The organism is Stenotrophomonas sp. 96582_Sma (assembly GCF_056480905.1).
Genome location: NZ_CM151122.1, coordinates 122,607 through 145,319 on the forward strand (window position 1 = coordinate 122,607; position 22,713 = coordinate 145,319).

The following is a 22,713-nucleotide window of genomic DNA, read 5'->3' on the forward strand; positions in this document are numbered from 1 at the left end:
ATGGCGGCATGATCGATTCCGCCATCTTCTTCAAGCGCAAGCACTGCATCCTGCTGGCAGCGGCCGTGCTCGCAGGCTGCTCCACCACCGCTCCCCGCACCGGATCTGAAGTGCCGACGCCGGTCACCCCGCCCACGGCCACCTACGCCAAGGCCACATGGAGCGCATTGCCGCCAGTCGCCGACAGCGACCTGCAGGCCGGTTTCGTCGCCTGGCGCAGCAGCTGCACCCGCCTGAAGAACGATGCGGTCTGGGCCAAACCCTGCGCCACCGCCGCGACGGTTTCGGACAAGGACCCGGCGGCGATCCGCCAGTTCCTGCAGCGCGACCTCGATGTCTATGCGCTGCGTGCCGGCGGCCACCAGGCCGACGGGCTGATTACCGGCTACTACGAGCCGATCTACCCCGGCAGCCTCACCCGCACGGCTGCTGCCACTGTACCGGTGTACGGCACGCCCGATGATCTGGTGGTGGTGCAGCTGGACAGCGTCTACCCGGAACTGAAGGGCAAGCGCCTGCGCGGGCGCGTCGAGGGCAAGGTGCTCAAGCCCTATGACGACGCCGGCACCATCGCGGCCAAGGGCGCCAAGGCGCCGGTACTGGCCTGGCTGACCGACCCGATGGACCTGCAGCTGCTGCAGATCCAGGGGTCGGGCCGGGTGCGCCTGGGCGACGGCACGCAGGTACGGCTGGCCTATGCCGAGCAGAACGGCCACCCCTACCGCGCGATCGGTCGCTGGCTGGTCGACCAGGGCCAGCTGAAGAAGGAAGACGTCACCATGGATGCGATCCGCGCCTGGGCCCGGGCCAATCCCGCGCGCGTGCCGGAACTGCTGCGCAGCAACCCCAGCTACGTGTTCTTCGTGCGCAACCCGGACAGCCCGGAAGGCCCGCGTGGTTCACTGAACGTGCCGCTCACCGCTGGTTACAGCGTGGCGGTGGATCGCACCGTGGTGCCGCTGGGCAGCCTGCTGTGGCTGTCCACCACGCGCCCGGACGGCACCCCGGTGGTGCGCCCGGTGGCCGCGCAGGACACCGGCGGCGCCATTGCCGGCGAAGTGCGCGCGGACCTGTACTGGGGCAGTGGCGATGCCGCAGGCAAGCTGGCCGGCGACATGAAGCAGAAGGGCAACATCTGGATGCTGTGGCCGAAGGGCGTGGCGTTGCCTGCGTCGGCCCGGTGAAGCACTCACCTGCGCGCTGCGAGGTCGGGCGATAATGGCGCCATTCCGAACTTTCCGACCGCGCATGCGGCCAGGACCTCTGCAATGACCTACGCAAAGCACAACGCAAAACCCGGCGCGAAATCCGCCGCGAAGAAGTACTACAAGCACTGGGCCGAATCGGGCCTGGGCAAGGGCAACGTGCTGATGGAAGCCCGTGGCGAGAAGATCGTGCGCCAGGTGGAGATCTACGGCACCAAGATGGTCTGGGCCGACGAGCACGCCCACAGCGATGACCGCTTCCTGCTGGCCGACCAGTCGGTGTCGTTCCTGGATTTCGACGAAGACGACGAAATCTCCGCGCGCGAATTCGAAAGTGCCTGGAAGAAGGCCCGGGAAGCTACCGGCTACCCGGTGTAAGCCACCGCTCCACCCCGTTTTTGTAGAGTCGAGATCCTATGTTCGTGGTCAAGCCTGCTGGAAGCAGGCTTGACCCACCTTCAGCATGGCCGGATCGAAGTCCCGGCCGCTTTTGAAGACACCCCAGGCGATCCTGGCCAGCTTTCTGGCCAGGATGTTGAAGACGGCGGTGCTGGGGTGACCGCGTTTTGACAGCTCGTCGTAGAGCGGTTGCCCCCGACGACACCGCTTGAGCCCCATGGCGGCCATGTAGAGCATCTGGCGCAGCACTGGCGCGCCCTGTTTGGACAGCCGACGCCGTCCCGTTCTGCCGCCAGACTCGTTAGGCCGGGGATCCAGGCCGGTGCAGGCGATCCACGCGTTGGCGCTGGCCAACGGCCAGCGCGTCATGTAGTAGATCAGGTGAGCGGCGACGGCAGGGCCGACACCAGGGATGGTCAACAGGCGCTTGTAGAGCGTGCCATGCTCTCCATCGCGACCCAAGCGCTGCAGTTCGCTTTCCAGCTCGGACAGCGTCCCAGCCAGAGCGCAGAACAGATCTGACAGCTCCCCGGGGGCACTTTTGCTTACCCCGAAGGATTGCTCCAGGCGCGCGCGTGTCTTTACCAGCGTCTGCCGCTTGCGCAGCAAATCGTGCATCTGCTGCTGCTCATCGGTACGCGGTACGTATTCACGCAGGCGATCGTTCTCCTTCTTCACGTACCGGGCGATCGCTTCGGCGTCCATGGCGTCCGTCTTGCCACGCGAGCCCGTCGCCCGGCCGTAGTGCTTGATCAGACGTGGATTGATCACATAGACAACGTGGCCTGCCTGGCCAGCCATCCGAGCCAACAACTCGTAGTACCGCCCCGTCGCCTCCATGCCAATCCGGCATCGCTGGGGCAAGGTGTTGAGCCACTGGGCTATGCCGGCCCGGGTGTTGGCGATCCTGTCGCCGGCCTTGCGGTCGGCCACTGCCGGTACGAACTCCTTGGAGTCCACGTCCACGCCAATATCGAGAGAATCAGACATTTGTACGGCTCCCAGCTATCTTTAAGGGGCTGGGGTGGTACCGCACCGACGTTAGCTTGCCTACATCGACGATCCCCTTTGGGGGCCGTACGATCCTTTATCGACGTTCGTGTGCGGGATGGGGATCGCTCGACTCGTCTGTCGGCTAGTATCCGCAGATGCATGCTTGACGGTCCCTCCACCCTGGCTCCTACATACCTCGTAGGAGCCGGGAGGAACATACAAGCCATGCTCGACTGCTGTTTGCCAGGAGCAGTCGAGCATGGCTCGGCTCCACATGGCAGACGCATGTAATGTTATATAATTACATTTCATCTGCGCCCGTCCACCCCCATGAAAACCTCCACGCTGGTGGCCGCCCTCGCGGCGGCTCCGTTCGCCCCTGAAGCACTCGCACAATCGGCCGACGCCGCACTCACCCTCGGCAGGGTGCAGGTACACCAGCACGGGGAGGGCCAGCTGAGCGCGCACCAGGTGCTGACCTCGGTGGACGTGCTCGGCGCGAACCAGATCGAAGACCGCAACGTCTCGCACAGCTGGGAGCTGCTGGGGCAGATGCCCGGCATCCAGCTCACCGAAACGCGGCAGGGTGCCGAATCGGGCAAGGTCAGCTTCCGCGCCTTCAACGGCGAGGGCTACCTCAACGCCATCAAGACCCTCATCGACGGCATCCCCAGCAACGTCAACAGCGGCAACCAGCGCTTCATCGACATGCTGTTCCCGCTGGACATCAGCTACATCGAAGTGGTGCGCGGGACCAACGACCCGCGCTATGGGCTGCACAACATCGGTGGCAACGTGAACTTCGGTACGCGCCAAGGCGGCAGCTACACCGATGCGCGGCTGGCCTACGGCAGCTACAACACCCGTGATGCACAGCTGGCGGTTGGCCGCGAAGCCAATGGCTTCGCGCAGAACTATTTCGTCGGCACCCAGGCCAGCGATGGTTATCGCGACCACGACACCTCCAGGAAGTACTCGCTGGGCGGCAAGTGGTTCTTCGGCACGCTGGACGAAGGGCTGCGCGTGGGCCTGACCGCGCGCGCCTATCACCATGAAGCCGACGAACCCGGCTTCATGACCGCCGAGGAACTGCGCACGCACCGCCGTGGCAGCGAGCTGCGCAACGGCAACGATGGCGATGACCGCGACATGCGGCAGATCGCCGCGCACGTCGACCTGAAGTTGTCCGACGCACTCACGTTCGGCATGCGGCTCTACTACAACCGCTACGAAGACGACCGCCGCGTGACCTTCAGCGACCTGCCCACCGGCAACCTGCCGCGTCAGCGCCGCGTGTGGGATGAGCGCCAGACTGGCCTGCTCAGCACGCTGACCTGGCAGGCCAGCCCAGCGCTTACCCTCGAAGGCGGCTTGAACTACGAGCAGCAGGACAACGGCTATATCCGCGAGCGCTACGCCTACGCCGAACCCACCGACTTCAGCCGTGCCCCGGCACGGGTGCAGAACAACGACCGCCACAGCTTCGACAATTGGGGCGCCTACGTGCAGGCCATCTACCAGCCCGTCGAGGCGTGGAAGATCGTGCCGGCCTACCGTGTGGACCGCTTCAGTGGCCGTACCCACCTGATGAACGGCCTCAGCGCTCGGCTGCAGGATTACGGCAGCATCGGCCAGCCCAAACTGAGCGTCATCCACAGCCTGGGCGAGAACACCCACGTATACGCAAACTGGGGCCGCACCTTCCAGGTGCTCACTGGATCCACCGCGCCGGCTTACCTCGCCCCGGGCCAGGCGCGGATGCGTCCGTCCACCAACACCGGCATGGAGCTGGGCCTGAAGTTCCAGCCGTTCGCGGGCAGCCAGGCACGTCTGGCGGTATGGCAGCAGGATGCGGAAAACGAGGTGTCCAACATGCCGGCCACCGGTACCACGGTCACCTTGGGCAAGACCCGCCGACGCGGCGTGGATGCGCAGTTGAGCCTGCAGCTGGGCGACGACTGGACGGTATGGGCGTCGCACGCCTACCAGGAAGCGAAGATCACCCGCGACGACCGCGACGCCAGCATTTCCCTGCAGGGCCGCGAAGTGGCCGCCACCCCGCGATACATCAGCAACCTGGGGGCGGATTACCGCGCCAGCGACGCGCTTCGCCTCGGCCTGCAGGCACGCGCGCAGGGCGACTACTACCTTGAGGAGCGCAATGTGGCCGGAAAGTTCGGTGGCTTTGCCGTGCTCGACCTCAGCGCGGCCTACCAGATCAACCCACGCTGGAGCGTGGACCTGCAGCTGAAGAACGTTACCGGACGCCAGTACGCCTACGCCTGGTACGACAGCTTCTTCTGGGACAGCGCTCGCCCGATGTTTTCGCCGGCCCCTGGCCGTAGCGTGTTCGTCGGCCTCAATATGAAACTGTGACCCGCTCACGTATCCGGAAGTGGGCGAGCTTGCTCGCCCTGCGGCAGTGGTCAGGGCCCTTTCCTGACGGAAAGGGATCCGACCCCGGACCCGCGTTTTGCACTACATTGGTGCAATGTCCGACCCCGCACCCCCACCGTCCCTCGATGCCCTGGGCACGCCGTTGGCCTGGGCCGGGGCCGATGGCTGCATCGTCGGCTGCAATCCGGCCTTCGCCCGCTGGCTGGGCGTCAGCGTCCGGCGCCTGCTGGGGCGGCCGCTGGCTGCACTGGAAGTGCAGGGCGAAGCCCTGGCTCATTTCCTGGCCCGCGATGAGCGCGACAGCCTGCGCCTGAACCGGTTGGCGCTGGCGGTGCCCGGCGAGGCCCCGCGCTTCGCCGAGGGCTGGATGAGCCGCCGCGATGATGGCGGCTGGCTGCTGGAGGCGCATCCGGTCGATGAATTCCCCGGGCTCGACCCGACCCAGGCCCTGCCCAGCGCGCTCAGCGCGGCGCTGAAGGGACTGGCCCACGAGCTTCGTAATCCGCTGGCCGGGTTGAAGGGCGCGGCCCAGCTGCTGGCCCGCCGCGCGGCCCAACGCGATGCCAGCGAACGTGAGCTGATCGAACTAATCGGGTCCGAGATCGAGCGCCTCAACGGCCTGCTCGACCAGCTGCTGTCGCCGGCCCCGGCTGCACCGCATGCCGAGCTGAACATCCACGCCGCGCTGGAACGCGTGCTGCGCCTGGCCGAGAACGAGGCCGGCTGGGCGGTACGCCTGCAGCGCGACTACGACCCCAGCATTCCCGAATTCCACGGCGACGCCGACCGCCTCACCCAGGCGGTGTGGAACCTGGTGCGCAATGCGATCCAGGCCGGCGCCGGCAGCATCACCCTGCGCACCCGCGTGGAGCATGGCGTACGCATCGCCGAGCAGCTGCACACGCTGGCGCTGCGCCTGGAAATCGCCGACGACGGCCGTGGCGTGCCCGAGGAGCTGGCCGAGCATCTGTTCCTGCCCTTGGTCAGTGGCCGCGCCGAAGGCACTGGCCTGGGCCTGGCGCTGGCCCAGCAGGTCGCGCGCGAGCATCGCGGTACGCTGACCTACCGTTCGCGCCCGGGCCATACCGTGTTCACCCTGCTGCTGCCGATCATCAGCGGCGCCGTCCCGGCCGAGGAGGCCCCGCGCGATGTCTGAACCTTCCACCGCCGCACAGCGCATCTGGGTGGTCGATGACGATCGTGCCGTGCGCTTCGTGCTGTGTACTGCGCTGCGCGAAGCGGGCTACCAGGTCGTCGATTTCGACAGTGCCGCTCCCGCCCTGCAGGCCCTGAGCGAAGGCCCGCCACCGGCGCTGCTGTTCACCGATGTGCGCATGCCGGGTGACGATGGCCTGGTGCTGTTGGACAAGCTCAAGGCCGCGCTGCCGCAGCTGCCGGTGGTGGTGATGTCGGCCTACACCGATGTGGCCAGCACGGCCGGTGCGTTCCGCGGTGGCGCGCATGAATTCCTGTCCAAACCGTTCGACCTGGACGACGCGGTGGCGCTGGCGCAGCGTGTGCTGCCGGCGGTGGCGCCGGCATTGGCTGCCCCCAGCCCCACAGCTGAAACTCCCAGCGACCAGCCACCGCAACTGGTGGGCGATACCCCGCCGATGCGCGCGCTGTTCCGTGCCATCGGCCGCCTGGCGCAGGCGCCGCTGGCGGTGCTGATCACCGGCGAAACCGGCACCGGCAAGGAGCTGGTGGCCAATGCGCTGCATCGCGAATCGCCGCGCGCGCAGGGGCCGTTCGTCGCGCTCAATACTGCTGCAATCCCGTCCGAGCTGCTGGAAAGCGAGTTGTTCGGCCACGATGCCGGCGCCTTCACCGGTGCCCAGCGCCGCCATATCGGCCGTTTCGAGCAGGCCAACGGCGGCACGCTGTTCCTCGATGAAATAGGCGATATGCCGTTGCCGCTGCAGACCCGCCTGCTGCGCGTGCTGGCACAGGGCGAGTTCTTCCGCGTCGGTGGTCGCGAGTTGATCCGCGTCGACGTGCGGGTGATTGCCGCCACCCACCAGGATCTGGAAGGCCTGGTCGCGCAGGGGAAGTTCCGTGCCGATCTGCTGCATCGCCTGGACGTGGTGCGCCTGCAGCTGCCACCGCTGCGCGAGCGTCGCGAGGACATCGCACAACTGGCAAGTACGTTCCTGGGCGCCGCCGCACGCAAGCTGGATACGCCGCCGAAGCGCCTGACCGCTGCCGCACTGCAGGCGCTGCGCGAACACGATTGGCCGGGCAACGTGCGCGAGCTGGAAAACGTGTGCTGGCGGATGGCGGCGTTGGCCGCCGCTGACACCATTGGCGTGGCCGACGTCGATACCGCGCTCAACCGTACGCGCGGTCGTCGCAGCAGCACCACCAGCGCCGATCCGGGGCAGTGGGAGGCGCTGCTGGCCGAATGGGCACGCCGGCAGCTGGCCGAAGGCACCGAAGGCCTGCACGCGCAGGTGCGTGAGCGGGTCGACCATGCCCTGCTGGAGGCCGCGCTGCAGATCACCCATGGCCGCCGTGCTGAAGCCGCGGCCCGCCTGGGCCTTGGCCGCAATACCCTTACCCGCAAGCTGGGCGCTGGCCGCCGTCGCGGGGGCCATTGAACGGTCCCTGCACGCGATCCTCGCGCCCGCTTGCCGAACCGTTGATCGTTCATGGACGATGCCGTCCGTAGTGTCACCTGCAAGGAGTCTTCGATGCGTCTGTCCTTTGCCATCCTGCCGTTGTCCGCCGCCGCGCTGCTGTCTGCCTGTGGCAGTGCGCCGAAGAAGGCCGAGCCCACCCCGCCACCGCCGACCGTGGTCAGCGCCGCCAAGCAGGCCGAGGCTAATCTCTCGCCGGCCTCGGCCAGTATCGTCAGTGGCCGCATCGCGCTGATGGTGGAGCCCGGTGGCATCCACATCACTGGGCTGATCGGTGGCCTGCAGCCGATGCAGCAGGCCGGTTTCCACATTCATGAGCGCGGTGACTGCAGCGCGGTGGATGCCAGCAGTGCCGGCAATCACTTCAATCCCGGTGGCGCTGCGCATGGTCGCGCCGGCACCGGCAAGCACCACCTGGGCGACATGGACAATCTGCGTGCCGACGCCCAGGGCCGCGCCAACGTCGATATCCACCTCAAGGGCGTTACCCTTGGCGGAGGCGCCGCCACCGATATCGCCGGACGTGCACTGGTCGTGCATGCCAACGCCGACGACTATCGCAGCCAGCCCGCCGGCAATGCCGGCGTCCGCATCGCCTGTGGCGTGATCCGGGTTGTCCGCTGATCACTGCAGGCATCATCCAGGGAGAGATTCCATGCGTTTGATCCACACTTCGCTGTTCGCAGCCATTGCTGCACTGGGCCTGGCGGCCTGCAACCAGCAGCCGGCCGCGCCGCAGGCTGAAACCGCGCCGGCCGCTCCGGCCGAGGGCGCAACCACTGAACCGGCCGCAGCACCGGCACCCGCTGCCGCCCCGGCGGCCGACGCCTCGGCCACCGCCGAGCTGGCACCGACCCAGGGCAACGAGACCAAGGGCAGCGTCACCTTCAAGGTGGTTGACGGCAAGGTCCACGTGACCGGCCAGATCAGCGGCCTGAAGCCGGGCAGCGAGCACGGCTTCCACATCCACGAGAAGGGCGACTGCAGCGCGCCGGACGGCATGAGCGCCGGTGGCCACTTCAACCCGGGCAAGCAGGATCACGGCAGCGTGTCCGCCGATCCGCACCACGGTGGCGACATGCCCAACATCAAGGCCGACGACAAGGGCGTGGCCACCATCGACGGCCCGGTGTCGAGCAACGTCAACATCGGCAAGGGTGATGACTTCGACATCATCGGCCGCGGCCTGATCGTCCACGCCGATGCGGATGACTACAAGACCCAGCCGACCGGCAACGCCGGTGCGCGCCTGGCCTGCGCAGTGATCCAGAAGGTGCAGTAAGCCATCAGAAAACGCCGGCGCAAGCCGGCGTATTTCTTTATCGGTAGTGACGGCCGCTGGCCGGCAATCGCAGATCCGGAGGTTGCCGGCCAGCGGCCGGCACTACCAACACCCGCATCAGCGCGCCAGCAACTCGCGCGCGTCCTGACCGGCCTCGCAGTGCACGAACAGCACCGCGGCCATTTTGCTGGAAATGGAAAACGCCGGCGCAAGCCGGCGTTTTTCTTTATCGGTAGTGCCGGCCGCTGGCCGGCAATCGCAGATCCGGAGGTTGCCGGCCAGCGGCCGGCACTACCAACAGGCCACCCGGGTCAGCGCGCCAGCAGTTCGCGCGCGTCCTGACCGGCCTCGCAGTGCACGAACAGCACCGGCACGCCGTGCGCTTCCAGCACCGCGGCCATCTGCCGCTGGCGCATCAGGAACTGCTCGTAGATGCCCTTCAGGCGGTCGCAGTCGTTCTTGCCGTGGTTGTAGTGCGCGCACCAGCCGGCCGGATCGAACAGCGCCATGCGTGCCTCGCCGTGCGTGTAGCGCAGCAGCGGCTCGGGCGCGGCGTTGAGCCATTCGTCCTCGCCCGGGGCCATGATCGCGGTCTCGATCAGCGGCCACAGCGCGGCCAGGCCTTGGTTGTCGTACTGCATCGACATCATGGCGGCCAGATCATTCACGGTGAAATAGCGCGCATGCTCGATGCGGGCACCGAAGCTGTTCTGCGCCATCAATGCGGTGTCGGCATGGGCCATGCCGTTGGCCAGCAGCGTGTCTTCCAGCGCCTCGGCCACCGCATTGGTCGTCGCCACGTCGCTGCCGGTCAGCAGGAACGGCACCACGCGCAGGCCACCGCCCACCAGGCTGGCATCGGCCTGGAACGGCAGCGGCACGTCACCGTTGGCATCGGTACCGAAGGCCAGCAGGCGCGGGCCCTGGTTACGGCCCGGCGCACGCATCTGCAGTTCTTCCAGACGGCGGTGGATCGGCCAGCCCGGACGCAGTACTTCGGCCGGATCGAAATGGGCGGCGGCGAACACCAGGTCCAGCTCGGCCACCTGCGGCACCAGCTTGGACAGGTCGCGGCCGACGCGATCGGCCAGTTCACCGGCCTGTTCGGCGCTGAGCACCGCCTGGCGGGGGATTTCGCCGCCGGCCAGTTCCAGGGCCAGCACGCCAAGGGCATTCATCGCGGGGTCGGGTTTGCTCATGGTTCCACGGTTGGCCCATCACAGGGCGGCAGCTACACTTGGCTCCATTATGCCTGCTCCGTCGTGCAGGCCATGTTGCAGACACCCTCATCCATGCCAGGTATCTCCATGCCCAACGCTCGTCCCGTCGCCATCCTCGGTGGCGTCCGCATTCCGTTCTGCCGCCAGAACACCGCGTATTCGGATGTCGGCAACCTCGGCATGTCGGTCCGTACGCTGGGCGCGCTGGTTGAACGTTTCGGCCTGCACGGCCAGCAGCTGGGTGAAGTGGCGATGGGTGCGGTGATCAAGCACTCCAGCGACTGGAACCTGGGCCGCGAAGCCACGCTGTCCTCCGGCCTGTCGCCGTTGACCCCGGGCATCACTTTGCAGCGCGCCTGCGGCACTTCGCTGGACAGCATCATCACGGTTGCCAACAAGATCGCGCTGGGCCAGATCGAATCCGGTATCGGTGGCGGTTCAGACACAACCTCCGACGTGCCGATCGTCTACGGCAAGAAGCTGCGTGCACGCCTGCTGGCGGCCAACCGTGCCAAGAGCACCGGCGACAAGATCCGCGCGCTCACCGCTGGCTTCAAGTTCTCCGAGCTCAAGCCCGAATTCCCGGGCGTGGCCGAGCCGCGCACCGGCAAGAGCATGGGCGACCACTGCGAGGACATGGCCAAGGAATGGAACATCTCGCGTGACTCGCAGGACGAGTGGGCGGTGTCGTCGCACAAGAAGCTGGCTGCTGCCTATGAGCGCGGTTTCTTCAACGACCTGATCGCACCGTTCCGTGGTGTCGAGCGTGACAACATCCTGCGCCCTGATACTTCGCTGGAGAAGCTGGCCACGCTGAAGCCGGCGTTCGACAAGGTCTCCGGCCGCGGCACGCTCACCGCCGCCAACTCCACGCCGCTGACCGACGGCGCCGCCGCCGTGCTGCTGGCCAGCGAAGAGTGGGCGCGTGCCCACGGCCATGAGCCGCAGGCCTATCTGCGTGACGCGCACGTCTCGGCGGTGGACTTCGTGCATGGCGAAGGCCTGCTGATGGCGCCGACCGTGGCCGTGCCGGAGATGCTCAAGCGCAACGGCCTGACCCTGCAGGACTTCGACATCTACGAGATCCACGAAGCTTTTGCCGCGCAGGTGCTGTGCACCCTGCGTGCGTGGGAGAGCGAGGATTACTGCCGCAATCGCCTGGGCCTGGATGCACCGCTGGGTCGCATCGACCCGGACAAGATCAACTTGCTGGGCTCGTCGCTGGCCACTGGTCACCCGTTCGCGGCGACTGGCGCACGCGTCATCGCCACCGCAGCCAAGCAGCTGGCCGAACGTGGCGGCGGCCGTGCGCTGGTGTCGATCTGCACCGCCGGCGGCATGGGCGTGGTCGCGATCGTCGAACGCTGATTGCTGCGACCGCGCGCCAACCAAGGTTGGCGACTACCCGGAATATGCGCTGGATCTGCTGCGGTAGATGCCGACCTTGGTCGGCCATGCGATGCCATCGTTCGGAAGATGTCAGAGCGCCAACCAAGGTTGGCGACTACCGGGTTCCACAGATGAAAACGCCGCCCAATGGGCGGCGTTTTTCTGCTCCGGTGGGTGCCGACCGTTGGTCGGCACGCTTCACGGCAACCGTGGATTGCCGAATTCGTCGCGCTCTTCGTTGGCGTCATACACCGGCGGCTGCACCGTAACCGGCTGCTCCTCCACCGTGGCACGCAGCGGCGCTTCGGTGCCGCGCACCAGTTCCACGCTGTCCTCGCCACGCTGCAGTCGCAGCGCATTGGCCAGGCACTGCGCGGCCAGCGCGTGCTCGCCACGCTGTGCGAACAGCTCACCCAGTGCCTCCCACGCCGGGGCACCGGCGCCCGCGGCGATGGCCTCGTGCAGGAACGCATCGGCGGCATCCCACTGCTGCTGGGCCAGGGCCACGCGGCCCTGTGCCAGGCGCAGCGCAGCCGAGCTGTCGTGCACGTTGCGCCAGCGCGCGAGGTTGGCCTGACGCGTGGCCAGGCGCTCGGCCGGCAGGCGGCCATACAGCGCCACCAGTTCGTCATCCCAACGCTGGTCCAGTGCCTGTTCCAACGCCAGCAGCGCCGGTTCGTCCCAGTTCAATGCAACCGCACGGCTGGCATACGCACCCACCACGTCCGGGGTTGGCCGCAGCGCCTTCGGCGTGGCTTCCCATTGCGCGGCCAGCGCATTGACGTCGGCCGCTTCCAGTAGTGCCTGTGCGGCCAGGCGTGCTTCCAGTTCGCTGTTTGCGTCGGCCGGCAGCACCTTGCTCTGGCGCAGTGCACCCAGCTGGCCATACGCCTCGTGGGCGCGGCCGGCCTGTGCCAGCGCTTCGGTACGCAGCCACAGGCCGCGCGGCGGCAGCGGCTGGATCGTCGCCACATCCAACGCGTTGATCGCATCCACCGGCAGATCGCGCGCCAGCAGCTGTTCGGCGCGTAGAAGCGCCTGCAGGGTGGCATCGCTCTCGCCCAGGCGCTGCAGCAGGGCTTCACCGGCGGGGCCGTCGGCACGTGCCTGCGCACTGCGCACGGCATTGGCCAGCGCCACCGCGCTCACTTCCGGATCCTTGGCGGCACCATCCAGCAGCTTTTCCGCGCGTTGCCACTGGCCGTGCTCATAGGCCTGCAGGCCGTCGATCAGGCGCACCCGGCCCTGCTTGCGGCGGTAGCGGCCCCAGGCGCGGAACGGTGCAGCGATCAGGCTCCACAGCAGCCACAGCACCAGCACCGCGATCACCGACAGCAGTGCCACCTTGGGCAGGTTGCTGTGGTAGTCGTAGCCGCCGTAGCGCAGGGTCACTTCGCCGAAGCGGTTGAGGTCATCGGCGCCGAGCCATTGCGCGGCCACCACGCCGATGGCCACGGCCAGCAACAGCACGACCAGGGATTGCAGGGGTTTCATGGGGGATTACCTCCGGTCGGTCTGGGTGCGCAGTTGCTGCAGGGTGCTGCCAAGAACGCTGTTGCTGGCCTGCAGCGGAAGCTCGCGCAAGGCCTTCAGTTCAGCACGTTGCGCGCGCAGGGCCGGTGAATCCGGCCAACGCCGCTGTGCCCAGTGTTCCACGCGCGCCAACGCGGTATCGCGACCGGTGCGGTCGCCACGTTCGATTGCGGCACGCGCCAGGGTCAGTTCCAGCTGCAGCGCATCGTCGGCATTGCGGCGTTCGGCGGCGGTCAGCGGGCCATTCTGGCGGCTCGGGGTGATGTCCACGAACGGTGCCAGCGTGGCCTGCCACCAGGGCTTGCCGGCGCCGGGCGCGGTGCTACCCGTCACCTGCGAGGGCAGGCCCTGCAGGGCCTTGGCCAGGGCATCCAACCGCTGCAGCGATTGCACGCGCGGGCCGGTGCCCAGCGCATCCAGTGCATCGCGTTCCTGTACCAGGGCCTGGCGCAGGTTCAGGCCGTCGCTGTCGGGCAGATCGGCCAGCGCGGTGGCGGCCTGTGCATACAGGCGGCGTGCGCCTTCCACGTCGTCGGCGTAGTTCAGGCGCTGCGCCGCCTGGGTCAGCAGCAGTTCGGCCTCATCGCGCTGTACCGCCTGACGGCCCTGGTTGGCGCTGTCGGCCAGCTTGGCCAGGTTCTCTTCCAGCAGCGCACTGCGCTGGGAAAGGCCCAGCATCTCGTCGCGCAGCACGCGGTTGGTGGTCGCCGCATCCTGCAGGCGCTGGCTGGTTGCGCGCTGGTCGCGGCGCAATGCATCCAGCGTCGCCTGCAGGCCCTGCAGCTGTACGGCCGTGGTCTGCGCCTGCGCTTCCTGTTCGTTTTGTTGCTGCTGCCAGACGTACCAGCCGGCATAGCCGCCCACGCCAAGCACGACCACCCCGGCCAGCGGCAGCAGCCAGCGCACGGGTCGACGGGGCGGGGAAACGGGCGGAGTCTCGTTCATGGGGCTTCCTTGTCGGCACCGTCGCCGGTCAGGTACCGGCAGGCCGCGTTGTGCACAGCATCACTGTTGCCGACCACAGCGGCAAGCGTGACCCACGTCCCTGTTCAGTTCGCTGCCGGGACGGTGAGCGTGGCGTGTGCAGCCGCCACCAGCTGCGCGGTGGTGGGCCCGGCCGCGCGCGCCACGCGCTGCAGCCCCAATGCGTGCGCCTGTTCGCCCAGCCGTTCGCTGGCCACCACGGCGGTGGCATGTGCCTGACAGCGTTGCTGCAATGCCGGCGGAAGCTGCTGCCAGAAATGCAGCAACGCCTCACCACTGCTGACCGCCAGCACCCACGGATACGCTGAATGCGCCAATCGAGCCAGCGTGCGTGGCGACAGGCGCAGCAGGCGACGCTGATAGACATCGGCGCGTTCGATGCTGGCGCCGGCCGCCTGCAGTTGCGCGGCAATCAGGCCGCGTCCGCCGGGGGCGGTGACCAGCCCGATGCGCAGGCCGCGTACGTCCGCCAGTACCGGCAGCGCCAGCAGGCCCTCGCTGTCCATCCGTTGAGGCGCATGCACCTCGGCGACACCCTGCGCCCGCAGCGCGCGCGCGGTGCCTTCGCCCACGGTCAGCCACGGGCTGCGTTGTGCCTCGGCCAGTGGCAACAGGGTGGCGGCTGCGGTAACGGCGGCCGGGCTGGTGAACACCACCCGATCGCAGTTCAGCGCGCGTTGCAGCTGGTGCACCACTGGCGTGCCGTTCAGGCGCTGCAGGCGCCAGGGTGGCAGGGCCAGCACATGCCCGCCCAGCCCAGCAACGGCGCGGCGCAGCGCGGAATTCTGGCCCTGCGGTCGCAGCGAAATGAAGGTCCAGCCCGGCTCGGAACCGGCGGCGCCAGTGGGTATCGTATGGTCGGCCATTGCCTGCATTATGCGGGCCCTTCGTTGTCGTGGTCCCTGCTCCGATGTCCGTTGATGCTCTGACTTCCTCGCTGGCCGCCCTGCAGGACGTGCTTGACTGCATGCCGGCGGTCCGCGCCATGCAGATCCAGCTCGACGGCTATGCCGATGGCGTGCTGCGCATCACCGCGCCGCTGGCCGCCAACGTCAACGACAAGGGCAACGCCTTCGGTGGCAGCCTGGCCTCGGTGCTGACCCTGTCCGGCTGGGCACTGGTCAGCCTGCGCCTGCGCCTGGCCGGCCACGATGCCGAGGTCTACGTGGCCGACAGCAACCTGCGCTACCTGGCACCGGTCTACGAAGACCTGCACGCCCATGCCGAAGCGGCCGAGGCCACTGGCTGGGATGCCTTCCTGAACACCTTCCGCCAGCGCCGCAAGGCCCGCATCAGCATCATCGCCACCCAGCCCGGTGCTGATGGCAAGCCCGCCGCCGAGTTCAGCGGTCGCTTCGTTGCCTTCGCCAAAGGGTAGGATGGCAGGCTGACGTTCTGGGGAAACCACCGATGCGCCGCCTCATCCAGTTCCTGATGTGTTCCCTGCTGCTGGCCAGCGCCGTGGCTTCGGCCGACGACCTGAGCCGCAAGCAGCGCAAGCTGCTGGAAGAGACCCAGATCGCCTACGGCGCCACCATCCGCTGGGGCAGCATGGACGATGCCATCGGCTATCTGGACCCCAAGCTGCGCAAGGAAAAGCCGCCCACCGAGTTCGAGCTCAACCGCTACGCGCAGCTGCGCGTGTCGTCCTACCGCGAGCGCAGCAGCGCCGCGCTGGACGGGGGCCTGGTCGAGCGCCGGGTCGAAATCGGGGTGATCAACCAGAACACCCAGGCCGAACGCACCGTGGTGGTGGTTGAGCGCTGGCGCTGGGATGCCGAGGCCAAGCGCTGGTGGCAGACCGCCGGCCTGCCGGACCTGTGGAAGGGGCAGTGACGGGCCGCGTCCGGCTTGTGCGACAATCGGCGCCCGCTTAATCGACCCGTGACCTGAGTGAATTACGAAGAGTTGCTGGCCTTTGCAGGCCGAAACCCGATGCTGTCCGCGGCCCTGGTCGGCCTGACCGTGGCCATCATCGTCACCGAGATCCGCCGCCTGTTCCGGGGCTTCAAGGGCATCAAGCCCGCCGAACTGACCCAGCTGATCAACGCGGGTGGCACGGTGGTGGTCGACCTGTCGGCCAGCGGTGACTTCGAGAAGGGCCACATTGCCGGCAGCCGCAATGCCCAGGCCAGTGCCTTCGGCCCGGACAACAAGCTGGTGGCCAACGCCAAGCAGTCGCCGGTGGTGCTGGTGTGCCGCAGCGGCAACGCCTCGGAAACCGCCGCCAAGGCGCTGAAGAAGGCCGGCTTCGAAAAGGTCTACGTGCTCGACGGCGGCATTCCCGCCTGGCAGCAGGCCGAGCTGCCGCTGGTCAAGGGCCGCAACTGATTGCCGCAGGTGGCGGATCCGGCCTTGTATGGGCCTGATCCCGCCCCCATCGCAGTAGTTCGACCATCGTTTTCATTGCATTCACCTGGAGTTACTGGAAATGTCCGAAGAGATCACCAACGGCGCCGCTGCGCCGGTCGATGCCGCTACCGGCCCTGCTTTCACCGTCGAGAAGATCTACGTCAAGGACGTCTCCTTCGAGTCGCCGAACGCTCCGACCATCTTCAATGACCAGGTGCAGCCGGAACTGCAGCTCAACCTGAACCAGCAGGTGCAGCGCCTGGGCGAGAACGCCTTCGAAGTCGTGCTGGCCGTGACCCTGACCTGCCAGGCCGGTGAGCGCACCGCCTACGTGGCCGAAGTGAAGCAGGCCGGCGTGTTCGGCCTGGTCGGCCTGGACCCGCAGTCGATCGACGTGCTGCTCGGCACCCAGTGCCCGAACATCCTGTTCCCGTACGTGCGTCAGCTGATCAGCGACCTGATCCAGGCCGGCGGCTTCCCGCCGTTCTTCCTGCAGCCGATCAACTTCGAAGGCCTGTACGCAGAAACCCTGCGCCAGCGCCAGGAGCAGGGCGACGCACCGTCGCTGGCTGACTCCGAGCCGGCTGGCAACGCCTGATTCCTGCCGCGACGTCACGGATGAGCACTACCGCTGACAAGATCGCCGTGCTTGGCGCCGGTTCCTGGGGAACCGCGCTGGCCAGCCTGCTCGCACGGCACGGTCACCCGACCGTGCTGTGGGGGCGCGACGCTGCCGTGGTCGAGGCCATCGACCAGCGCCACGAGAACCCGCGCTACCTGCCGGGCATCCCGCTGCCGGACAGCCTGCGTGCCACCACCGACCTGGCGTCGGCAGTGGAGGGCGCCGCCTGGATCCTGGTGGTCACCCCGTCGCATGCCTTCGGTGAAACCGTGCGTGCGCTGGCGCCGCTGCGTCCGGCCGGTGCCGGCGTGGCCTGGGCCACCAAGGGCTTCGAACCTGGTTCGGGCCGCTTCCTGCATGAAGTGGCGCGCGAAGTGCTGGGTGAGGACGTGCCGCTGGCCGTCGTCACCGGTCCGTCGTTCGCCAAGGAAGTGACCCAGGGCCTGCCGACCGCGATCACCGTGCACGGCGACGTGCCCGAGTTCGCGCAGACGGTGGCCGAGGCGATGCATGGCCCGGCGTTCCGCGCCTACACCGGCGACGACATGGTCGGTGCCGAGCTGGGCGGCGCGATGAAGAACGTGCTGGCCGTGGCTACCGGTGTGGCCGACGGCATGCAGCTGGGCCTCAACGCCCGTGCCGGCCTGATCACCCGTGGCCTCAACGAGATGCTGCGCCTGGCCGCGGCGATCGGCGCCAAGCCGGAAACGCTGATGGGCCTGGCGGGCCTGGGCGATCTGGTGCTGACCTGCACCGGCGATCTGTCGCGCAACCGCCGCCTGGGCCTGGCCCTGGGCCGCGGCCAGACGCTGCAGGATGCCGTGCGCGAAATCGGCCAGGTGGTCGAGTCGGTGCAGACCGCCGACGAAGTGATGCGACAGGCACGCCGTCATGGCATCGACCTGCCGATCTCGGACCGCGTGCGTGCCGTGCTGCACGGCGAGCAGACGCCGGAAGAAGGCCTGCGCGCGCTGCTGGCGCGGGAACAGAAACCGGAATATCCGGACACACTGTTCAAGTGAATCGAAAAACCCCGGCCACGTGCCGGGGTTTTTTATGTGTGTGGCCCATCCACGCATGGCGTGGATCTACTCCGGAATCCGCTTCTGGTAGCAGCCAACCTTGATTGGCGCCCGGTAGCGCCGGGCCATGCCCGGCGGAATCCATCACCGCGCCCGTGGCGGCGCGCTGGTGTTGTCCATGTCCGAGAAGATCAACCACGGCCCGTCGCCCACGCGCTTCAGCGTCAGCGTGAACTTGCCGGTGTCCCCCACGTTGTTGCCGTAGCGGTAGGCACCAATGATGTAGCCCGTGCTGCCCTCCACCGAGTACGCCAGCGCGCGCAGCCGCAACGGGCTGCCGCCCTGGCCGGCATACGCGGCTTCGATCGCGCTGCGCCCACGCACCGGTAGCTGGTTGCTCTGCAGCACAAAACCATCCTCGGCGAACAGCGCAGCCAGTGCCTTGGCATCGCCCGTGCGCCACGCCTGCTCGTAGTCGCGCAGTACGCGATCCAGCGTCGCGGGCAGGGCCGCATCAGGAAGAGGCTGTGCGGGCTTCGCGCCTTCAGCATCGTGGGCGATGGCCGGCGATGCCAGCAGCAGGGCACTGCAGAAAATCACGGCGAGTCGTGTGCGGTGCATGCGTCCGGCTCCAGGCGATGACGGGAACGTGCGAACGCATCCTAGCGCGCTGCTGGTTAGAATCACGCAGGCGCCCGCGCGGCGGCATGCACCGCAGATCAGACAAGGACAAGGAATGAAGATTCGAATCACAGGGATGGCACTGACGGTCGCACTGCTGGCCGCCTGCGGACAGGCACCAGCGCCGGATGCAGCACCGACCGCACCGGCACCAACCACCGAAGCACCTGCGGCCACGGCAACGGTGGTCGAGAAGGAACCGTCCATCGAAGACGGCGTGGACCCCTCGGTGTGGGACAACGAAGGCGAACCGGAAGACCCGGGTGCTGGCGGCGAACTCACCTGCGCGGACAATCCGCTGGCGACCCACTTCTTCACCCTGGTGGGCGGCAACACCGTGGACGACTGCGGCCGCAAGGACCCGAAGGTGCTGGCCGCGTTCAACGCCCTGATGAAGAACACGGCGGCGGCCGAATCCGCCGACAAGGACATCCCATCGCTGCGCGAACGCCTGCTGAGCGGGCCCAGCGGGCCCGGCGAGCTGGTGGTGCTGCAGGGCGAGCCATGGTGGTTCTACACCGCCTGCCAGGCCCACGACTGCCCCGGCACCGCATTGGCGATGCTGTACTCGCCCGATCAGTCGAAGATGGTCGGCCGCCTTACCGCGCGCTGCAGAATCTGGTGGCTGGGTGAACCCAGCGACGAGCAGCGCGCGCTGATCGAGCGCGAGCAGCCGGTGGACAAAGCGATGCTGAAGGAAGAAGGCGAGTCCTGCGAGTAATCGGTGGTGACGCCGGATGATGTTCCGGCGGCCGCATCATGCCGGTGAAAGCTGCCTCACCATGTCGGCGATGATCACGTGGACCAGTGTTCTCAGGAAATGCACTTCGCCTTCCAGGGTTGGGCCGATGTCGAAACGGGTCGACCATTGCTGGTTTTCCTGCAGCACCAGCGCGTAAAGCGCCTGGGCTTCGCTCGTGATGCGGTCGATCTGATGGCGCAGCTGCCGGGTGGCAGCCGGCCTTCCCAGGCCCAGCGCTTCACCGGCAGAAACCAGATGCTCGAAACGAAGGTCGTGGAAGCGCGCGACACCGAGAATGGGCCACGACAGTTCCGAGCGTTCCGGCCAACGTGCGCCCTCGTCGGCATACGCGCGGGTCTCGTAACATGCGGTGGACAGCAGGTCGTAGTGGGGGGCCAGTTCGATGCCCCTGCTGTCGACCAGGAAGCTCAGGTTCTTCAGGTGCGCATCGTTGTTGCCGGTGAGTACATTGAAGATCAACCAGTCGAACAGGCGGACGCGCGTCTTGAGCTTGCTTCTGCATTGCTCGACGATGACCTTCAGGGTGTCGATGCTGCCGAGCGTGTACTTGAACTGCCGGTCGAGGTTGAGCAGCTGGCAGGCGTCGATGGCATGACGGCGATGGATGGCATCGGCGGTGATTTCGCGATCAAAGCGCTCGATGATGAAGACCGGCTCCGGTACGTAGCGGCGCTCGATCTTCGGCACCTGCAGCCCCATGCGCTGTGCAAGGCGCATCACGAACCACTCGTTGGCCACGCTGTGGGGATAACTGCTGCTGGTGCTGTCAGGCTTGAGGATGTGGGTCGAGGGCTCGGCGCCCAGAGGTTGGTAGAGTTCTCCCCCTGTCTCGATGATTGCCAGCTTGTGCTGGGCACCTGCCAGTGACATGCGCTTGGCGGCACCCGCCGCAAGCGACGTGCGTGGCAGGCCTTGGATACGCGTGGAGAGTTCCGCATCGGGCAGTGGTTTTCTGCCGCCGGGTGGCAGGCGCTGGCCTGGAGGCAGCAGCGTCAACGAGCCAGCCGATTCCGCGCCATAGGCAGCCAGCAATGCGAACGCGTCCGCGCCATCCACCCTGGCATCGGTTGCCATCAGCGTGCGTTGCTGCTCTTCCGGCAGCAGATTGTCGAAGTACCACTGCACGGGGCGTTGGCTGGAGCCATCGAGGATGGCGGTGTCTTGCAGTGGTAACGCAGGCGCCAGTGGAAACCGATGTGCGCTGCCGAGCCACTCCGGCGCATAGGTGAAGCGCCACAGGTTTGCTGCTTCGGTCAGGCGGCCCACCGGCGCTTCGTCGATGCTGACCTGCAGTTCGCGTGGTGGAAGCGGATAGTGCAGTCCAGACAGGACGGTCGTTGTAATGACGTCCTTGAGGTCGATACGGGGGGCGCTCATGGCACCTTCCCGTTGGCACGTTTGGCCAGCAGGGCCATCGCTTCGTCCGGCACGTCGATTTCGACATGCAGCCCCAGCTCGTCAAGCACGGTGAACAACTTGCCCCATTGCACCGTGGTACCGCCGCGTTCGACCTTGGCCAGGAAATTTTCGCTGACCCCGATGCCTTCGGCGGTTGCATCCTGGCGCAGTCCCTGATGCTTGCGGGCGGCTCTCACCAGTGGTCCCAAGGCCTCAGCCTTCTCAAGCCTGATCTTCAATGGGAACTCCCCCAGCAGAGCCTGACGCTCTGGATTCGACCCATCGTCTATACCATATAATCCTCACTGCAGTGAGGATTCTTCGCGCAAAGCCCAGGATTCCTCAGAATCCTTTCGATCTTGAGGATTTCTTGGCAAAAGAGCTGGATGCAAGAAAATCCTCATTGAAATAAGGATTTATCTGCAAAGGCGTCCAGTCCCCCAAAAAATCCTCATGAACTCAAGGATTCTTTGACGTCGTGGGAGCGCGATGCCTCATCCGGTCCATATGGGCAGCGCCACGAGGGTGGGACGTCCGCGATGAGTGGGGTCCAGGTGGGGCCTGCCAGGAGCGTACCCGGGAACCTCTGCCTGCAGCGCAGGCTCAAATCGTCAACAGGCCGCAGGCAAAGCATCTGTTACTTGCTCGCGCGCCGCGCGCCTTTCTCGTCTTCGTCCTTTGCATCGCCCCGGCTCTGCGCGAACTCCGGGAACGTCTTCGCGATCGAATCCTTGTCCGGAAGGATGTAGAACACGCCGCCCTTCTCGAACGTGGATTGCACGATCTGCTCGTAGAACGCAGGCGTGACGTTGATGCAGCCGTGCGTAACGCGGTTGTCGTCCGGCGAAGGTGATGCCAGCCGTTCGGCGCGCTTCTCTTTCGGAGTGCCTGGCGGCAGCGGGTGCATCGAAACGGCGGAATCGTAGTCCACCCACAGCACGCGACCGGCATCGTCGGAGGGGCCGTAGCCACCAATGAAACGGCCCGCCGGGGTGGTGCGGTCATAGCCTGGAATCGCGCTCAGCGCGAGCTTGGCGACGCCGGGTGCGGAGTGATCGCCGATGGCCGAACCGAACAGCGCCGGTGCCGCGCCACGCAGCTTGCCGTCTCCACCGAAGACCAGTACCTGCGCAGCCGCCTTGTCCATGATCGCGAACGGATAACCCTGGTTGTCCTTGCTGGCGACTACCCAGCCGGCCAGTTCGATCACCGTCTCGGACACGCTCTGGTCAGCGGGCAGTTCATCGACTGCGGCGACCGGGGGTGCAGGTGCGTCCTTGTCCCTGGCGTTGGCTACGCCGCTGCACGCAACGGCCAGTGCCATGGCCAGTGCGGCATGGAGGGCGCGGCGCGCAGGGGAGGAGGAGGTACGAATGGGACGGCTCCTTGCAGTGCAATCTTGGTGGAAGGATGCCAGTGGCCGGCGAAGGCCACTGGTTCCCGATACAGATGTGGATCAGTTCAAACGGTGAGGGAGCGATCAGCCGCGCGGCTTGCGGCCCGCTGGTGCCCTTTCAAGCTGCTGCACGCGACCTTCGATCTGGTCCAGACGCTGGTTGGCCTGCTGCGCCGACTGGTTGGCGGACTCGGCACTCTGGGCGGCGCCCTGCACCTTTACATCGAGCTGGTCGAGACGCGAGTTGATCGTTGCAAACTCGTTCTTGTAAGAGGCGCAAGCGCCAAGGCTCACGGTGGCGATGAGCGCCACGCTGAGTGCACGGGCCATCTTCATGTGTTGCGAGGTCAGTTTCATTCCACTCCCTCCTTCGTCTGGGGAAGCTGGAATATAGCGGCGTTTGTTCCCGGCGCTACCAAGCGCTTTCAGCTGGAATTTGAG

At 66.9% G+C, this 22,713-nt stretch carries 24 protein-coding genes; 14 read left to right on the top strand and 10 right to left on the bottom strand.

Features of this window, described 5'->3' with window-relative positions; genetic code table 11:
- Positions 1-8: 8 nt before the first annotated feature.
- Positions 9-1,184, top strand: coding sequence for a murein transglycosylase A (gene mltA, locus ACZK2R_RS00510; RefSeq protein ID WP_180837766.1), 1,176 nt, complete (start codon positions 9-11; stop codon positions 1,182-1,184).
- Between the two features lie 84 nt (positions 1,185-1,268).
- Entirely contained in the window at positions 1,269-1,583 is a 315-nt protein-coding gene (locus ACZK2R_RS00515) for a hypothetical protein (RefSeq protein ID WP_180837767.1), read from the top strand.
- 48 nt (positions 1,584-1,631) lie between these two features.
- Here ACZK2R_RS00515 and ACZK2R_RS00520 read toward each other — a convergent pair whose 3' ends face one another.
- The gene (locus tag ACZK2R_RS00520) at positions 1,632-2,594 is read right to left on the bottom strand and encodes an IS110 family transposase (RefSeq protein WP_478487700.1); all 963 of its coding nucleotides are present in this window, start codon (positions 2,592-2,594) and stop codon (positions 1,632-1,634) included.
- A 333-nt stretch (positions 2,595-2,927) separates the two neighbouring features.
- Between ACZK2R_RS00520 and ACZK2R_RS00525 the strand changes: the two genes are divergently transcribed.
- From ACZK2R_RS00525 to ACZK2R_RS00545, 5 genes are all read left to right on the top strand, one after another.
- Positions 2,928-4,973, top strand: a complete 2,046-nt coding sequence (locus ACZK2R_RS00525) for a TonB-dependent receptor (RefSeq protein WP_180838779.1) — start codon at positions 2,928-2,930, stop codon at positions 4,971-4,973.
- 115 nt (positions 4,974-5,088) lie between these two features.
- The gene (locus tag ACZK2R_RS00530) at positions 5,089-6,150 is read left to right on the top strand and encodes a two-component system sensor histidine kinase NtrB (RefSeq protein ID WP_180838778.1); all 1,062 of its coding nucleotides are present in this window, start codon (positions 5,089-5,091) and stop codon (positions 6,148-6,150) included.
- On the top strand, positions 6,143-7,591 hold the full coding sequence (ntrC, locus tag ACZK2R_RS00535) for a nitrogen regulation protein NR(I) (protein WP_180838777.1): 1,449 nt from the start codon (positions 6,143-6,145) through the stop codon (positions 7,589-7,591). Before ACZK2R_RS00530 ends, ntrC begins: the two co-directional genes overlap by 8 nt.
- Positions 7,592-7,684: 93 nt before the next feature.
- Complete coding sequence (locus ACZK2R_RS00540) at positions 7,685-8,254, top strand: superoxide dismutase family protein (protein ID WP_004134573.1); 570 nt, start codon at positions 7,685-7,687, stop codon at positions 8,252-8,254.
- Positions 8,255-8,285: 31 nt separating this feature from the next.
- Positions 8,286-8,912, top strand: a complete 627-nt coding sequence (locus ACZK2R_RS00545) for a superoxide dismutase family protein (RefSeq protein ID WP_180838776.1) — start codon at positions 8,286-8,288, stop codon at positions 8,910-8,912.
- A gap of 311 nt (positions 8,913-9,223) precedes the next feature.
- Here the strand turns inward: ACZK2R_RS00545 and ACZK2R_RS00550 are convergent, their stop codons facing one another.
- Entirely contained in the window at positions 9,224-10,111 is an 888-nt protein-coding gene (locus tag ACZK2R_RS00550) for a hypothetical protein (protein ID WP_125893059.1), read from the bottom strand.
- Positions 10,112-10,204: 93 nt separating this feature from the next.
- On the opposite strand from ACZK2R_RS00550, the gene ACZK2R_RS00555 reads away from it, so the two are divergent.
- Positions 10,205-11,500 (top strand): acetyl-CoA C-acetyltransferase, encoded by a 1,296-nt coding sequence (locus tag ACZK2R_RS00555; RefSeq protein ID WP_099551602.1) that lies wholly within the window; start codon positions 10,205-10,207, stop codon positions 11,498-11,500.
- Positions 11,501-11,719: 219 nt separating this feature from the next.
- Here the strand turns inward: ACZK2R_RS00555 and ACZK2R_RS00560 are convergent, their stop codons facing one another.
- The 3 genes from ACZK2R_RS00560 to ACZK2R_RS00570 form a co-directional block, all read right to left on the bottom strand.
- Positions 11,720-13,015, bottom strand: a complete 1,296-nt coding sequence (locus ACZK2R_RS00560; RefSeq protein WP_032130162.1) for a heme biosynthesis HemY N-terminal domain-containing protein — start codon at positions 13,013-13,015, stop codon at positions 11,720-11,722.
- Positions 13,016-13,021: 6 nt separating this feature from the next.
- Positions 13,022-13,999 carry a uroporphyrinogen-III C-methyltransferase gene (locus ACZK2R_RS00565; protein WP_071228808.1) on the bottom strand — a complete coding sequence of 326 codons (978 nt, stop codon included), beginning with the start codon at positions 13,997-13,999 and terminating at the stop codon, positions 13,022-13,024.
- 104 nt (positions 14,000-14,103) lie between these two features.
- Entirely contained in the window at positions 14,104-14,913 is an 810-nt protein-coding gene (locus ACZK2R_RS00570; protein ID WP_180837879.1) for a uroporphyrinogen-III synthase, read from the bottom strand.
- Between the two features lie 35 nt (positions 14,914-14,948).
- On the opposite strand from ACZK2R_RS00570, the gene ACZK2R_RS00575 reads away from it, so the two are divergent.
- From ACZK2R_RS00575 to ACZK2R_RS00595, 5 genes are all read left to right on the top strand, one after another.
- A complete protein-coding gene (locus ACZK2R_RS00575; protein WP_005407593.1) occupies positions 14,949-15,416 on the top strand; it encodes a YiiD C-terminal domain-containing protein in 468 nt (155 codons plus the stop codon).
- 32 nt (positions 15,417-15,448) lie between these two features.
- Positions 15,449-15,874, top strand: coding sequence for a hypothetical protein (locus ACZK2R_RS00580; RefSeq protein ID WP_049423133.1), 426 nt, complete (start codon positions 15,449-15,451; stop codon positions 15,872-15,874).
- Between the two features lie 57 nt (positions 15,875-15,931).
- Positions 15,932-16,369 (top strand): rhodanese-like domain-containing protein, encoded by a 438-nt coding sequence (locus tag ACZK2R_RS00585; protein WP_004134671.1) that lies wholly within the window; start codon positions 15,932-15,934, stop codon positions 16,367-16,369.
- Positions 16,370-16,469: 100 nt separating this feature from the next.
- On the top strand, positions 16,470-16,988 hold the full coding sequence (gene secB, locus ACZK2R_RS00590) for a protein-export chaperone SecB (RefSeq protein WP_005407596.1): 519 nt from the start codon (positions 16,470-16,472) through the stop codon (positions 16,986-16,988).
- A gap of 20 nt (positions 16,989-17,008) precedes the next feature.
- Positions 17,009-18,034, top strand: coding sequence for an NAD(P)H-dependent glycerol-3-phosphate dehydrogenase (locus ACZK2R_RS00595; protein ID WP_005407597.1), 1,026 nt, complete (start codon positions 17,009-17,011; stop codon positions 18,032-18,034).
- 144 nt (positions 18,035-18,178) lie between these two features.
- Here ACZK2R_RS00595 and ACZK2R_RS00600 read toward each other — a convergent pair whose 3' ends face one another.
- Positions 18,179-18,655 carry a YybH family protein gene (locus ACZK2R_RS00600; protein ID WP_180837880.1) on the bottom strand — a complete coding sequence of 159 codons (477 nt, stop codon included), beginning with the start codon at positions 18,653-18,655 and terminating at the stop codon, positions 18,179-18,181.
- Positions 18,656-18,770: 115 nt separating this feature from the next.
- Between ACZK2R_RS00600 and ACZK2R_RS00605 the strand changes: the two genes are divergently transcribed.
- Entirely contained in the window at positions 18,771-19,436 is a 666-nt protein-coding gene (locus ACZK2R_RS00605; protein WP_180837881.1) for an Ivy family c-type lysozyme inhibitor, read from the top strand.
- A gap of 36 nt (positions 19,437-19,472) precedes the next feature.
- On the opposite strand, the gene ACZK2R_RS00610 is transcribed toward ACZK2R_RS00605, so the two are convergent.
- From ACZK2R_RS00610 to ACZK2R_RS00625, 4 genes are all read right to left on the bottom strand, one after another.
- Positions 19,473-20,855, bottom strand: coding sequence for a HipA domain-containing protein (locus tag ACZK2R_RS00610; RefSeq protein WP_100435579.1), 1,383 nt, complete (start codon positions 20,853-20,855; stop codon positions 19,473-19,475).
- Positions 20,852-21,073, bottom strand: a complete 222-nt coding sequence (locus ACZK2R_RS00615) for a helix-turn-helix domain-containing protein (protein ID WP_200881082.1) — start codon at positions 21,071-21,073, stop codon at positions 20,852-20,854. The genes ACZK2R_RS00610 and ACZK2R_RS00615 overlap by 4 nt, the downstream gene beginning before the upstream one ends.
- Before the next feature lie 440 nt (positions 21,074-21,513).
- Entirely contained in the window at positions 21,514-22,200 is a 687-nt protein-coding gene (locus ACZK2R_RS00620) for a hypothetical protein (protein ID WP_180837882.1), read from the bottom strand.
- Positions 22,201-22,356: 156 nt separating this feature from the next.
- Positions 22,357-22,629 (bottom strand): hypothetical protein, encoded by a 273-nt coding sequence (locus tag ACZK2R_RS00625; RefSeq protein ID WP_012509703.1) that lies wholly within the window; start codon positions 22,627-22,629, stop codon positions 22,357-22,359.
- Positions 22,630-22,713 lie beyond the last annotated feature (84 nt).

Coding starts and splice junctions, on each gene's coding strand:
- ACZK2R_RS00610 (WP_100435579.1), bottom strand. CDS start 20,855: ATGAGCGCCCCCCGTATCGACCTCAAGGACGTCATTACAACGACCGTC.
- ACZK2R_RS00555 (WP_099551602.1), top strand. CDS start 10,205: ATGCCAGGTATCTCCATGCCCAACGCTCGTCCCGTCGCCATCCTCGGT.
- ACZK2R_RS00545 (WP_180838776.1), top strand. CDS start 8,286: ATGCGTTTGATCCACACTTCGCTGTTCGCAGCCATTGCTGCACTGGGC.
- ACZK2R_RS00575 (WP_005407593.1), top strand. CDS start 14,949: ATGTCCGTTGATGCTCTGACTTCCTCGCTGGCCGCCCTGCAGGACGTG.
- ntrC (WP_180838777.1), top strand. CDS start 6,143: ATGTCTGAACCTTCCACCGCCGCACAGCGCATCTGGGTGGTCGATGAC.
- ACZK2R_RS00570 (WP_180837879.1), bottom strand. CDS start 14,913: ATGCAGGCAATGGCCGACCATACGATACCCACTGGCGCCGCCGGTTCC.
- ACZK2R_RS00600 (WP_180837880.1), bottom strand. CDS start 18,655: ATGCACCGCACACGACTCGCCGTGATTTTCTGCAGTGCCCTGCTGCTG.
- ACZK2R_RS00605 (WP_180837881.1), top strand. CDS start 18,771: ATGAAGATTCGAATCACAGGGATGGCACTGACGGTCGCACTGCTGGCC.
- ACZK2R_RS00525 (WP_180838779.1), top strand. CDS start 2,928: ATGAAAACCTCCACGCTGGTGGCCGCCCTCGCGGCGGCTCCGTTCGCC.
- ACZK2R_RS00620 (WP_180837882.1), bottom strand. CDS start 22,200: ATGGCACTGGCCGTTGCGTGCAGCGGCGTAGCCAACGCCAGGGACAAG.
- ACZK2R_RS00540 (WP_004134573.1), top strand. CDS start 7,685: ATGCGTCTGTCCTTTGCCATCCTGCCGTTGTCCGCCGCCGCGCTGCTG.
- ACZK2R_RS00515 (WP_180837767.1), top strand. CDS start 1,269: ATGACCTACGCAAAGCACAACGCAAAACCCGGCGCGAAATCCGCCGCG.
- ACZK2R_RS00560 (WP_032130162.1), bottom strand. CDS start 13,015: ATGAAACCCCTGCAATCCCTGGTCGTGCTGTTGCTGGCCGTGGCCATC.
- mltA (WP_180837766.1), top strand. CDS start 9: ATGATCGATTCCGCCATCTTCTTCAAGCGCAAGCACTGCATCCTGCTG.
- ACZK2R_RS00530 (WP_180838778.1), top strand. CDS start 5,089: ATGTCCGACCCCGCACCCCCACCGTCCCTCGATGCCCTGGGCACGCCG.
- ACZK2R_RS00565 (WP_071228808.1), bottom strand. CDS start 13,999: ATGAACGAGACTCCGCCCGTTTCCCCGCCCCGTCGACCCGTGCGCTGG.
- ACZK2R_RS00580 (WP_049423133.1), top strand. CDS start 15,449: ATGCGCCGCCTCATCCAGTTCCTGATGTGTTCCCTGCTGCTGGCCAGC.
- ACZK2R_RS00625 (WP_012509703.1), bottom strand. CDS start 22,629: ATGAAACTGACCTCGCAACACATGAAGATGGCCCGTGCACTCAGCGTG.
- secB (WP_005407596.1), top strand. CDS start 16,470: ATGTCCGAAGAGATCACCAACGGCGCCGCTGCGCCGGTCGATGCCGCT.
- ACZK2R_RS00595 (WP_005407597.1), top strand. CDS start 17,009: ATGAGCACTACCGCTGACAAGATCGCCGTGCTTGGCGCCGGTTCCTGG.
- ACZK2R_RS00550 (WP_125893059.1), bottom strand. CDS start 10,111: ATGAGCAAACCCGACCCCGCGATGAATGCCCTTGGCGTGCTGGCCCTG.
- ACZK2R_RS00520 (WP_478487700.1), bottom strand. CDS start 2,594: ATGTCTGATTCTCTCGATATTGGCGTGGACGTGGACTCCAAGGAGTTC.